Genomic DNA, 12,005 nt, shown 5'->3' with positions numbered 1-12,005 from the left:
ACACTTGATTGGTATACAGTCCAGAGTCATTCAGGATTATTTCCCAGCGCGAAGGAGCAAGACCCCATGTCCACCTACAAAAAAGTTCTGGTTGCCATCGACCTGACCGAAGAAGCACCGCAGGTCCTTAACAAAGCCAAGTCCATTGCCGAGTCACAGGCGGCGGAGCTGTTGCTGGTTCACGTAGTGGAGCCTGTCGGCTATGCCTATGGCGGCGACATCCCCATGGATCTTTCTGAATTGCAGGATCAGCTGGACAAGGCCGCCCATGACCAGCTTGGGCAATATGGCGAGCAATACGGCGTAGCCAAGGACAGCCAGATTGTGACGGTTGGCCGTCCGGAATCTGAAATTCACCGGCTGGTGAAGGAACAGGGAGTGGACCTGGTGATTGTCGGTAGCCACGGACGCAAAGGTTTCCAGCTGCTGTTGGGCTCTACCGCCAATGGCGTGCTGCACGGCACAGAATGTGACGTTCTGGCAGTGCGCATTCACTGATAAAGGCGATGGCGGGGCTGCTACTGCCCCGCCTGCTCTTCCAGCTCCATCCAGCGCTCGATGACCTGCTCAAGGCGGGCTTCTGCGTCAGACAACTGCTCCAGTGTCTTCGAAACCTTCTCCGGATCTCCGGAATAAAAATCCGGCGCGGAGATCGCTTGCTGAAACTCCGCCACTTCCTGCTCCAAAGCCTCGATTTTACCCGGTAACTGCTCCAGTTCGAGCTTGAGCTTGTAACTCAGTTTCACCGGTTTGGACTTTGCTGCGGGAGCTGCAGAAGCCTCAGGCTTCTTTGTCGTTGCCTCAGTCTTTTCCCGCTTATCCTGTTTGTCCGGCCGGCTGCCAGAAGACTCCGCCGGAAACACCCCGCCTTGCCGGCGCCAATCGCTGTAACCGCCAACAAACTCGCGCACGCGACCGGTGCCATCCAGGAAGATGGTGTCGGTGACCACGTTATCCAGGAATTCCCGGTCGTGACTGATCACAATCACCGTACCCTTGAACTCGGAGAGCTGTTCTTCGAGCAGTTCCAGGGTTTCCACATCCAGGTCGTTGGTCGGTTCGTCCAGAACCAGGATGTTGGCAGGCTTGCTGAACAGCTTGGCCAGCAACAGACGGGCTCGCTCACCACCCGAGAAAACACTGACCGGCGAACGGGCACGTTCCGGGGTGAACAGGAATTCCTGCAGGTATCCCAGAACGTGTTTGCTTTGGCCGTTGATATCGATAAATTCCCGACCCTCGGCCAGGTTGTCCAGAGCGTTGCTTTCCAGGTCCAGCTCGCCCCGCAGCTGATCGAAGTACGCCACCTGCAGATTGGTACCCAGCCGGATGCTTCCTTCAGTAGGTTCAAGCTCTCCCAACAGTAGTCGTACCAGCGTGGTCTTGCCGGTTCCGTTCTCCCCTACCAGGCCGATCTTGTCGCCTCGCAGAATGGTCAGCGTCATATCCCGGATAACCGGATCACTGCCCGGGTAGGCAAAGCCTGCCTGCCGGGCTTCAGCCACCAGCTTGCCGGAACGGGCTGCCTCTTCAACGGAGAAATTGGCAGTGCCACCGCGAACCCGGCGCTGGCGATGCTCTTCGCGCATGGCCCTGAGCGCCCTTACACGGCCCATATTGCGGGTTCTGCGGGCCTTGATGCCCTGTCGTATCCACGCCTCTTCCTGTTTCAGGCGCTTGTCAAACAAGGCGTTCTGGCGCTCTTCATCTTCCAGCGCCTTTTCTTTCAGCTCCAGGTACTTGTCATAGTTGGCCGCAAAACTGATCAACTGCCCCCGGTCCAGCTCGACTACGCGGGTCGCCATGCGCCGGATAAAGGCCCGGTCATGGCTGACAAACAGCATGGCACCCCGAAACTGGCCCAGAGCCTCTTCCAGCCAGGCAATCGCGGGCACATCAAGATGGTTGGTTGGCTCATCCAGTAACAGGATGTCCGGCTCTGCCACCAACGCCCTTGCCAGCAAAACCCGGCGCTGCCAGCCGCCAGACAAGGTATTGAGCGTACGGTCCGGATCTACGCCGTACTGGGCCAGGATCGTGGTGACCTTATGGTCCAGGCGCCAGCCATCCAGGCTTTCGAGGCGCTCCTGAACCTTCATCATCCGGTCCAGGCTGGCTTCATCTGCCTGCTGGGACAAGCGGTGAAACTCCGCCAGCAACTCGCCGGTTTCCGGAAACGCCGAAGCCACCACATCGTAGGCGGTGCGGGTGTCGCCAGACGGCAGGTTCTGGGGCAATACCGCCAGCACCGAGCCCTCTTCCAGGCGAACAATGCCTCCATCAGGAGTCACATCACCGCTGACGATTTTCAGGAGCGTCGATTTACCTTCGCCGTTTCTCCCTAACAGACACACCCGCTCACCCGGTTCGATGGTCAGCGAGGCCTCATCCAGCAAGGGATGCATGCCGAAAGAAAGGGAAATTTTATCCAGGTTCAGTAAGGGCACCTTGTTCACGACTCCTGTTGGGAAATGGCAACACGGTCTCCGACCGAGACCCTGCCACTGCTTAAATGAATGGCATTCTGGCCGAAGATTACACCATCAGGCGTTTTACGGTAGGTAGAAAGCGTTCTCAGGGGCTCGGTTCCGGCATCTTTGATGCCCGTTTCGGGATCTACGGTTGTCAGAACGCATCGGGAACAGGGTTTGACGACCTGAAATCCTACAGTCCCGATCACCAGCGATCGCCAGTTATCCTCGGCCCATGCCGGCACGCCCTGTATGACAATATTGGGCCGGAACCGTGTCATGGATACCGGCTGCGTCAGGCGGGTATTCAACTCATCCAGTGACCCCTGGTTGGCGAGCAGAAACGGAAAGCCGTCGGCAAAGCCCACACGCCGGTTATCGGCGACCCGCTCCGGATCGACCCGGCGAAAACTGGAATCGGGCATATAGACAAAGCGAAGCGGGACACCACAGAACTCACTTAACGCCGCACTTGCTGCAGGGTCACCCATCAGGGCATCGACGGTATCACGCCAGACCACGACCCGAACCTGCTCCTCCTGCGGCACCAGGGAAAAACGCCCCTGATCCGGAATCTGCACCTCTACCCCGTCATCGCTCATCACCGCACTGATCAGGGCAAGCCTTGGCACCTGCCGCTGGGTTACAAACCGATTCTGATCGTCCACGATCATCCAGCGGCGATCCCCTTTCGGGCCGAAATCGTCCAGCTCAAAACCTGGAACTTCAACGCCTGCCAGGGATTTTACGGGATACAGGTAAAGTGACTGCACCTTCATCTTGAGCGCTCGCACAGATCAGTTTAAAAATGAGGATGCCGAGTATAGCTGACACAGACAATAGAAAGGGGAGTTATCCGGAGCCTGAAAGCAAAAAACCCGACACTGGGGTCGGGTTTTTTGGAATCTGGAGCGGGAAACGAGATTCGAACTCGCGACCCCAACCTTGGCAAGGTTGTGCTCTACCAACTGAGCTATTCCCGCAGATCTTTGTGAGGGCGTTGCCTCTCAACGGCTGCGTATTCTACTGATCGATCGCAGCGCGTCAACAGTTTTTTTAAGAAATTATGAAAGCGGATTATTGGCCAAACCTCCGCCCTCCCTCCAGGTATTCCAGCTCCTGCTCGGTAGACTTGCGCCCGAGGGCACGGTTACGGTGGGGAAAGCGGCCAAACCGGGCAATGATGTCGTGATGGTCCCGGGCTGACTGCAGGAAGCTCTCAAGAAAATCTCCCAGCAAGCCGTTGTGGCTTGCCGCCAACTGCCGATAGCACTCCACCGACAGTTCCTGGTCCTTGATCTTCTCAGAGTGCTGGAACGGCATATACAGAAAGGCGCGTTGAACCGCCGGTAACTGAACATCCTGGCCCTGGTCCATCGCCTGCCGGCACAATTGCCTGGCCAGGCGATCGTGCTCGAAAGCCAGCGCACCGCCCCGGAAGATATTCCGGGTAAACTGGTCCAGCAACAGGATTTCCGCCAGGGCACCGCCGGCAGCTGTACGCCAGTGCTCCAGCCCCTCCTCGGAGGCAAACAAAACCAGGGACAAAAAGCGGCGGCGAATCTCCTGGTCAAACTTTCTGTCAGACCGAAACCAGCGGTTACGATGAAATGCATCCGGCAGGCCCTGGTCATCCAGGGGGCCAAACCAGTAATCCAAAAGCTCTTTCCAATCGAACATTCAACCACTCCCTGATACATTTAGGGCAACAGCATCGTATAGCTTTGCAGTCATTACGTATCAGCCAATCCATCTGATCATTCCGGAGACCTCATGGCAAATCCTCACCGCATTATTCTGCTGGCTCACGGCAGCAGCGACCAGCGCTGGTGCGATACCTTTGAACAACTGGCCAAGCCTACCCTCGAGTCAGTCGAAGACTCGTCCATTGCCTATATGGAGCTGGCCGAGCCTTCCCTGGAGACGATTGTTGCCCGGGGCAAGGAAAGCGGCGCCACCAGCTTTACCATCGTTCCGTTGTTCCTGGCTGCGGGCCGGCATTTACGCAAAGACGTCCCGGCCATGATTGAAGAGCTCGAGAAACAACACGGTGTACAAATCCGGCTGGCAGACCCTATTGGACAGAACCCGCATCTGGGTGAAGCCATCCGGGACGTTGTCCAGGACGAGCTGGGCCGCGCTGCAGTCTGATCACCCGGTTTGCATCGAGGGAAGCAGACATGGAAAAGCGAATTCTGATAACCGGCGGTACCGGCTTCATTGGCCAGGTACTTTGCCGGGAACTGGCCAGCCGGGGCTGGTCACTGACAGTGCTGAGCCGACAGGCGCCCAACATCGTCAAGGAACTTTGTGGCCCCGCTCAGGTAATTGGCGACCTCGGGCAGACCTCCGGTCGCTCCGGCTTTGATGCGGTCATCAACCTGGCCGGCGAAGGCATTGCAGACAAGCGCTGGTCCGACAAACGAAAACAAGCCCTCAGGGACAGCCGAATTGCACTGACCCATGACCTGGTCAGCGCCATGGAAAACTGGGCGACCAGACCCGGGGTACTCGTATCCGGCTCTGCGGTAGGTGTTTACGGAAATCAGGGTGATCAATTAGTTACCGAAGAGACCTCACCCAATATCGAGTTTACCCACGAGCTTTGCCGCGATTGGGAGCAGGCAGCTCTGGAGGCGGAGAAACTCGGTGTACGGGTATGCCTGTCCCGTACAGGCGTGGTGGCGGGCTCCGGTGGAGGTTTCCTGCAGCGAATGCTGCTGCCCTTCAAATTGGGGCTGGGCGGAAAGCTTGGAAGCGGTCGCCAGTATATGCCCTGGGTGCACAGAGACGACGTTGTCGCCGCCCTGATCTGGATGCTGGAAAACGAACAGGCTCGCGGCCCCTATAATGTAGTCAGCCCTGCACCGGTAACAAATGCTGAATTTACCAGGGCGCTGGCACGGGTGCTGAGCCGGCCCGCGATACTGCCTGCGCCTGCATTCGCATTACAGTTGATGCTGGGGGAAATGGCCCGGCTGTTGCTCACCGGCCAACGAGCGGTTCCGGCAAGGCTGGAAAAAGAAGGATTCCGGTTCAAGTACCCGGAGTTAGCGGATGCCCTGCAAGACAGCGTGAAGTGAATTTTTTTGAAAAAAAGCGTTGACAGGCCCAAGGCCCTTACTTAATATACGCGCCACCTCGACGAGGCAAGCTTTTGAAAACGTTGCGTCCCCTTCGTCTAGTGGCCTAGGACTCCGCCCTTTCACGGCGGCAACAGGGGTTCGAACCCCCTAGGGGACGCCAATTTTTCCCAAGCTTTGATAGCACCCGAAGATGCTATCCGCCATGGCTTCCACGATGATGTTTGGCGCCACCCTTCGCACCGTGGTGCTTCTGATCTTTCACGATGAAGACACCAACGCCTACGAAAAATCCGATCATCAGCAACACTGTTACAATACCTGCGATTACTACAGCGTCCATATACATGGCCGTTCTCCTGTTTGATTCCGAACTTGACTAAACTCAGGTTACGCCCGTACCGCCCACACCATCTTGACCTGAATCAAGCCCGAGACACCGTTGCAATAAGTGTCAAACTGAGACTTCTTCCGGCAATTCTTCCGATTTATCCTGAGTTTGCAGGGCAGTTGTCATAAACTGTTGCTATAGTCGTTTGCAGGGAAGCTGGGTTAACGCCCAAATCACAACACGGTTTGCAGCGCCTGGTTATGTCAGATACTTCACAAGGTGGCCTGGTCACTGAAATGCCAGACATTACGACACGTCTGAAACGTATTCGTACGGCCTCTCCTCTCTCTATCAGGCTCCTGGCATGGATCCTTCTCTTCAGCTCGGCCTTTACTTTGCTGGCCTCCGGCATACAGATCTATTCGGACTACCGCCAGGACCTGAACAAAATCCAGCAAAGGCTCGATGTGATCGAAGCAGGCTACTCGTCCAGCCTTGCCCGCAGCCTATGGGCCCTTGACCAGAAATCCCTGCAAACCCAGATGGAGGGCATTCTCAGCCTGCCCGATATCGACCACCTGCGCCTGCGCATAGAGCCGGATTCCGAGCTGGTCATGGGGCAAAGCCCCCGGGGCGACTTTCTCAGCCACAGCTTTGACCTGGTTTACCGGGATGACGAACCTTTCAACCTTGGCCGAATTACCATCTCCGCCGGACTGGAGCGGGTATACCAGGATCTCAGGCACCGGGTGGGCGTCATCATTGCCACCCAGTTCTTCACCATTTTCTTTATTTCCATCCTGATTCTCTGGATTTTCCGCCACCTGGTTACCCGGCACCTGACAGCCATGGCCGGTTACACCCGCGATCTTTCCCTGAAAACTTTGTCGCGGCCGCTCAAACTGGAACGGCCGGACACCCCGGGCAATCGCCGGGACGAGCTGGGCCTGGTAACAGACGCCATCAACGAGATGCGTGAGCGGCTGAACGAAGATGTGGCACGCCGTGAGCGGGACGCTGCCGATATCCTGAAGTTCTCCCAGGCCATCGAACAGAGCCCCTCTTCTGTGCTGATCTGCGACCGGCAGTGGCACATCGAATACGCCAACCAGAAATTCAGCCAGCTCACCGGCTACACCCAGGACGACATCATCGGCAAACACCCGTCCGCACTGGTGGACCAATCCATGAACAGCCGGGAAGCGTGGCAGCTGTGGCAGGCAATACGGCTGCAGGTGAAGCGGGTTGGCGTTTGGCAGGGTGAAGTGAACAGCGTAAGGCGCAATGGTGAGCGTTACTGGGAACAGCTGGTGGTAACACCCATCAAGGATTCCAATAGCGATACCACCGGCTACCTGATTCTCGGTGAAGATATCAGCATCCGTAAACGCTACGAACAACAACTGTTGCGCCAGGCCAACTACGATGTGCTTACCGGCCTGCCGAATCGCATGCTGGCACTGGATCGCCTGAAGCTGGCTATCGCCCAGGCCCGCCGGGATGAAACCCAGGTTGGCGTTATGTTCCTCGACCTGGACAACTTCAAACACATTAACGACACCCTTGGCCACGATGCCGGGGACACCCTGCTGATTGAAGCCTCCAAAAGGGTCTCCAGCTGCCTTCGCGGCACCAGTACCGTCGCCCGCCTGGGCGGCGATGAATTCCTGGTGGTCCTGCCCGGCCTCAGTGGCCCCGATGCCGCATGCCAGGTGGCTGATCGCATCCTTCAAACCTTCTCGACCCCGTTCATGCTGGGCGGGCAGGAAGTGTTCGTTACCACCAGTATTGGTATCGCCACCTTCCCACAGGACTCCGATAACAGTGGCACCCTGCTCCAGCACGCCGATGCCGCCATGTACGAAGCGAAGCACAAGGGCAAGAGCGCCTATTCCCGCTTCACGCCGGAAATGACCGAGGTCTCCCACGAGCGCTTGCAGATGGAATCCTACATGCGCAAGGCCATGGAGCTCGGCGAGTTCGAACTCTATTTCCAGCCAATCATCGATACCCACTCCGGCAAGCTGGTGTCTGCCGAAGCCCTGCTGCGCTGGAACAACCCTGCCCTGGGTATGGTGATGCCGGATCGTTTCATTCCGCTGGCCGAGGAAACCGGGCTGATCATTCCGATTGGCGAGTGGGTCATCCAGGAAGCCTGCAAAGCCGCCCGAAACTGGCAAACCCTGACCGGAAACCCGATCGGTGTGGCGGTGAATGTGTCACCGCGCCAGTTCAGGGATCCGGGCTTTACCGATGCCGTCATGCGGGCGCTCGACGCCAGCGGGCTGAGCCCGGAGCTGCTGGAGCTGGAAATCACCGAACGACTGATTCTGGACAACTCCATTGAAACCGCTGATATCCTTCGCAAGCTTGACCGTTCCGGAATCCGACTGGCGGTGGACGATTTCGGTACCGGCTACTCAGCTCTGAGCTACCTCAAGAGCTACCCCTTTGATACCCTGAAAATCGACAAGTCCTTCATCCAGGACGTGCTGACCGAAAACGACGATGCCTCGCTTGTTCGCGCCATTATCACCATGGCCCACAGCCTTGGCCTGAAAGTGGTGGCAGAGGGCGTCGAAGCCGAAGCCCAGACCCACTTCCTGAAGGATGAACATTGCGATTACTCTCAGGGCTACTTCTACAGCACTCCGCTCCCGGAACAGGATTTCATCCAGTGGCTCGACACCAACGAACGGGCCAGCACCTAGAACCAACACGGCGAGAACATGGAAGAATCAATACTGGTTGTGAACTGCGGCAGTTCCTCCCTGAAACTTGCACTTTTTGATCAGAAAAACCGGAAAATCGCTTCGGCGCTGGCTGAAAAGCTGAACAACAGCGATGCCTTTGCACGGATTTCCGGTGACGACAATCCGGTGAAACTGCCGGCCGGAGCCAGTCACGAACAGGCCCTGCAGGCGCTGGTGAACGAGTTTCGGAACCGGCAATTGCTGACCGGCACACCCAAGGCTATCGGCCATCGGGTTGTACACGGTGGCGAAACCTTCCGTGAAGCCGTCCTGGTGGATGATGCCACCGAACAGGCCATCGAAGCCTGTGCTGAACTGGCCCCCTTGCACAACCCGGTCAACCTCGCCGGTATCCGTGCCATGCGGGCCCTGTTCCCGGACCGCCCCCACGCCGCCGTCTTTGATACCGCCTACCACCACACCCTGCCGGAGCGGGCTTATCGCTATGCGCTACCCGAGCATTGCTATACCCAATGGGGCATCCGGCGCTATGGCTTTCACGGCACCAGTCATTACTTTATGGCCCGGGAGGCCGCAAAGCTGCTGGGTAAAACACCGGCGACCACATCGATTATCTCGGCACACCTGGGCAATGGCTGCAGCATCACCGCCATCCGCGATGGCCTGAGCGTTGACACCAGCATGGGCCTTACGCCCCTTGAAGGCCTGGTGATGGGTACCCGAAGCGGCGACGTCGACCCCGGCCTGTTCGACTACCTGGCTACCCGGGGAGTCAGTGCCACCGAAGCCCACCGTATGCTCAACAACGACAGCGGATTGCTGGGCCTGTCCGGGCAAACCAACGATATGCGATCCCTGTGCGAGCTGGCTGATCACGGCCACGAACCCTCACAACTGGCAATCGATGTGTTCTGTTTCCGCCTTGCCCGCTATGTCGGTGCCATGACGGCCTCGCTGGCACAACTCGACGCCCTGGTGTTTACCGGCGGTATCGGCGAGAACAGCCCCCGCATCCGACAGGAAACCGTCAAACACCTGGGGCTGCTCGGAATTGAACTGGACACCGGCCTGAACCGTGATCATGGCAGGATGAGCGACGGCTTTGTCAGTAGCCCCGACTCACGGTTCCCGGTGCTGGTGATTCCCACCAACGAAGAACTAGTTATTGCCCAGGAAGCCGAGCGCCTGGCCTCCGCCTGAACGACCGAACCCGACAGATTTACAGGACAACCCATGGCAAAAAGTCTTTTTATTGCACCTACCTCGATGGAATCCGGCCTGACCTCCGTTTGTCTTGGCTTGCTCCGGGCCCTCGAGCGTGAAGGCGTGAGCGTTGGTTTCTACAAACCGTTCAGCCAGTCGGTACACCGCGGCGAAGCGATCCATAACGACGGCCGCGATTCTTCCACGGCGTTTGTCACCGCCCGCAGCCACCTGCAACCACCCGATCCGATTCCCCTGAAAGAAGCCCAGCAACTGCTGAACCGGGGCAAGGGAGACCTGCTTCTAGAAAATATCGTTGGCGAGTACCAGAAAGTCGCCAACCAGGTCGATATCGTTATCATCGAAGGCCTGGTGCCGGACCGGAGCGAAGCCTACATCGCACGACTCAATGTGGAGGTAGCCAGGAACCTGGGCTCCGAGGTGATCCTGGTGAGCGCACCAAGAAGCTGTTCCGCCTCTGACCTTGACGAGGAACTGGATTTCTCCGCGCGCCTGTTTGCCGCCCCCTCAGATCCGGACGTCATTGCCGTCATCCTCAACAAGATTGGCGCGCCGGAGAAGTCCGGCATGACCCTGGACCACCACCGTCCGGCGAAGGGAGACGTTATTGATTACCGCTCGGCCTGCAAGGTGTTCACGTCTGGCCGTTTCCACTTGCTGGCCGAGATTCCCTGGCAGCCACACCTGCTGGCGCCACGTGTGTCCGATGTTGCAAGGGAGCTCGGGGTGCCGGTATTGCACGAAGGCCACATGCACAGCCGTCGGGTTCAGAAAGTGTCTGTGTGTGCCCGCACTATCAGGAATATGACGGACACCCTGAAGCCTGGTACCCTGATGGTCACCCCCGGTGACCGCGAAGATATCGTGGTGACCACGGCCCTGGCGGCCCTTAATGGTGTGCCCCTGGCGGGCCTGATGCTGACCGGCGGACTGATGCCGGACAGCCGGGTCATCGACCTCTGCCGCAGGGCACTGGATACCGGCCTTCCGGTACTCAGCTCCGATGCCAACACCTATGAAACCGCCCATATGCTGGCCAGCCTGTCGTCGGCCATCCCGATTGACGATCCGGAACGGATCGAGGAATCCATGGAGTCGGTTGCCCGCCGCGTGGATACCGACTGGCTCCAGGAACACCTTAAGGTTCAGCGCCAGAGCCGGCTGTCACCACCCGCTTTCCGTTATCAGCTGTCGGAGCGGGCGAGGTCTGCCAATAAACGTATCGTATTGCCGGAGGGCTGCGAGCCCCGTACCGTGCACGCAGCCATTATTTGCCATCAGCGCAAACTGGCCCGCTGCGTGTTAATCGGAAATCCCCAGGAAATCCGCTCGGTAGCGGCAGCACAGGGGCTTGAGTTACCGGAAGACCTGGAGCTGATGGATCCTGCCTCGGTCCGCGACCGCTACATCGCACCGATGGTGGAGTTCAGGAAGCACAAGGGGCTTACCGAAGACATGGCAGAAGCCATGCTGGAAGACAACGTGGTGCTCGGCACCATGATGGTCGCCATGGATGAAGCCGATGGCCTGGTTTCCGGTGCCATCCACACTACCGCAAACACCGTGCGCCCTGCCCTGCAGCTGATCAAAACCCACGACAACGCCAAGGTGGTGTCGTCGGTATTCTTCATGCTGTTGCCGGAACAGGTGCTGGTATACGGAGACTGTGCCATCAACCCGGACCCGAACGCGGAAGAGCTGGCCGACATCGCCATCCAGAGCGCCGAATCGGCGGAGGCCTTCGGTATCCAGCCAGTGGTTGCCATGATCAGTTACAGTACCGGCGAGTCCGGAAGTGGCCAGGATGTCGACAAGGTACGTGAAGCCACCCGCATTGCCCGGGAACGTCGTCCGGACCTGCTGATCGACGGCCCGCTGCAATACGATGCCGCTGCGATTGAAAGTGTCGGCAAATCCAAGGCACCAGACAGCAAGGTAGCCGGTAAGGCCACGGTGTTCGTGTTCCCGGATCTCAACACCGGCAACACCACCTATAAAGCCGTACAGCGCAGCGCAAATGTGGTCAGCGTCGGCCCGATGCTTCAGGGTTTGAGAAAGCCGGTGAACGACCTGTCACGGGGTGCGCTGGTGGAAGATATCGTGTTCACCATTGCCCTGACAGCCGTTCAGGCGCGCCAGGTAGAGGAAGCGGGAGTGGCGTGAGCCCACTCCCGGTCGTGCG

At 58.2% G+C, this 12,005-nt stretch carries 10 protein-coding genes and 2 tRNA genes; 7 read left to right on the top strand and 5 right to left on the bottom strand.

Translation table 11 applies throughout. The features are described from left to right. The first annotated feature begins 66 nt into the window (after positions 1-66). The gene (locus Q668_RS08695; protein ID WP_022989223.1) at positions 67-498 is read left to right on the top strand and encodes a universal stress protein; all 432 of its coding nucleotides are present in this window, start codon (positions 67-69) and stop codon (positions 496-498) included. Between the two features lie 20 nt (positions 499-518). Here the strand turns inward: Q668_RS08695 and Q668_RS08690 are convergent, their stop codons facing one another. From Q668_RS08690 to Q668_RS08675, 4 genes are all read right to left on the bottom strand, one after another. After that, entirely contained in the window at positions 519-2,447 is a 1,929-nt protein-coding gene (locus Q668_RS08690) for an ATP-binding cassette domain-containing protein (RefSeq protein WP_036219574.1), read from the bottom strand. A gap of 5 nt (positions 2,448-2,452) precedes the next feature. Continuing rightward, positions 2,453-3,250, bottom strand: coding sequence for an MOSC domain-containing protein (locus tag Q668_RS08685; RefSeq protein ID WP_022989221.1), 798 nt, complete (start codon positions 3,248-3,250; stop codon positions 2,453-2,455). Positions 3,251-3,378: 128 nt separating this feature from the next. Further along, positions 3,379-3,454, bottom strand: a tRNA-Gly gene (locus Q668_RS08680). Between the two features lie 94 nt (positions 3,455-3,548). After that, the gene (locus tag Q668_RS08675; protein WP_022989220.1) at positions 3,549-4,151 is read right to left on the bottom strand and encodes a DUF924 family protein; all 603 of its coding nucleotides are present in this window, start codon (positions 4,149-4,151) and stop codon (positions 3,549-3,551) included. A 93-nt stretch (positions 4,152-4,244) separates the two neighbouring features. Between Q668_RS08675 and Q668_RS08670 the strand changes: the two genes are divergently transcribed. From Q668_RS08670 to Q668_RS08660, 3 genes are all read left to right on the top strand, one after another. Continuing rightward, positions 4,245-4,622 (top strand): sirohydrochlorin chelatase, encoded by a 378-nt coding sequence (locus Q668_RS08670; RefSeq protein ID WP_022989219.1) that lies wholly within the window; start codon positions 4,245-4,247, stop codon positions 4,620-4,622. A gap of 29 nt (positions 4,623-4,651) precedes the next feature. Then, positions 4,652-5,554, top strand: a complete 903-nt coding sequence (locus Q668_RS08665) for a TIGR01777 family oxidoreductase (RefSeq protein WP_022989218.1) — start codon at positions 4,652-4,654, stop codon at positions 5,552-5,554. A gap of 87 nt (positions 5,555-5,641) precedes the next feature. Then, positions 5,642-5,717, top strand: a tRNA-Glu gene (locus tag Q668_RS08660). A gap of 33 nt (positions 5,718-5,750) precedes the next feature. Here Q668_RS08660 and Q668_RS17760 read toward each other — a convergent pair. Then, positions 5,751-5,855, bottom strand: a complete 105-nt coding sequence (locus tag Q668_RS17760; RefSeq protein WP_413771524.1) for a hypothetical protein — start codon at positions 5,853-5,855, stop codon at positions 5,751-5,753. A 290-nt stretch (positions 5,856-6,145) separates the two neighbouring features. On the opposite strand from Q668_RS17760, the gene Q668_RS08655 reads away from it, so the two are divergent. The 3 genes from Q668_RS08655 to pta are packed head-to-tail and all read left to right on the top strand — an operon-like array spanning position 6,146 to position 11,986. Continuing rightward, the gene (locus Q668_RS08655; RefSeq protein ID WP_081697576.1) at positions 6,146-8,596 is read left to right on the top strand and encodes an EAL domain-containing protein; all 2,451 of its coding nucleotides are present in this window, start codon (positions 6,146-6,148) and stop codon (positions 8,594-8,596) included. 18 nt (positions 8,597-8,614) lie between these two features. Continuing rightward, on the top strand, positions 8,615-9,799 hold the full coding sequence (locus Q668_RS08650) for an acetate kinase (RefSeq protein WP_022989215.1): 1,185 nt from the start codon (positions 8,615-8,617) through the stop codon (positions 9,797-9,799). Between the two features lie 33 nt (positions 9,800-9,832). Beyond that, complete coding sequence (pta, locus tag Q668_RS08645; RefSeq protein ID WP_022989214.1) at positions 9,833-11,986, top strand: phosphate acetyltransferase; 2,154 nt, start codon at positions 9,833-9,835, stop codon at positions 11,984-11,986. Positions 11,987-12,005: the final 19 nt, after the last annotated feature.

Source organism: Marinobacter sp. ES-1, assembly GCF_000475255.1.
GTDB lineage: Bacteria > Pseudomonadota > Gammaproteobacteria > Pseudomonadales > Oleiphilaceae > Marinobacter > Marinobacter vinifirmus.
The sequence above is the reverse complement of the archived record's forward strand: the minus strand, read 5'-3'. Positions and strand labels throughout refer to the sequence as shown.

Bases quoted from the DNA above. Each gene is read 5' to 3' on its own strand.
- Q668_RS08675 (WP_022989220.1), bottom strand. From the start codon at position 4,151: ATGTTCGATTGGAAAGAGCTTTTGGATTACTGGTTTGGCCCCCTGGAT.
- Q668_RS08695 (WP_022989223.1), top strand. From the start codon at position 67: ATGTCCACCTACAAAAAAGTTCTGGTTGCCATCGACCTGACCGAAGAA.
- pta (WP_022989214.1), top strand. From the start codon at position 9,833: ATGGCAAAAAGTCTTTTTATTGCACCTACCTCGATGGAATCCGGCCTG.
- Q668_RS08665 (WP_022989218.1), top strand. From the start codon at position 4,652: ATGGAAAAGCGAATTCTGATAACCGGCGGTACCGGCTTCATTGGCCAG.
- Q668_RS17760 (WP_413771524.1), bottom strand. From the start codon at position 5,855: ATGATCGGATTTTTCGTAGGCGTTGGTGTCTTCATCGTGAAAGATCAG.
- Q668_RS08670 (WP_022989219.1), top strand. From the start codon at position 4,245: ATGGCAAATCCTCACCGCATTATTCTGCTGGCTCACGGCAGCAGCGAC.
- Q668_RS08685 (WP_022989221.1), bottom strand. From the start codon at position 3,250: ATGAAGGTGCAGTCACTTTACCTGTATCCCGTAAAATCCCTGGCAGGC.
- Q668_RS08655 (WP_081697576.1), top strand. From the start codon at position 6,146: ATGTCAGATACTTCACAAGGTGGCCTGGTCACTGAAATGCCAGACATT.
- Q668_RS08650 (WP_022989215.1), top strand. From the start codon at position 8,615: ATGGAAGAATCAATACTGGTTGTGAACTGCGGCAGTTCCTCCCTGAAA.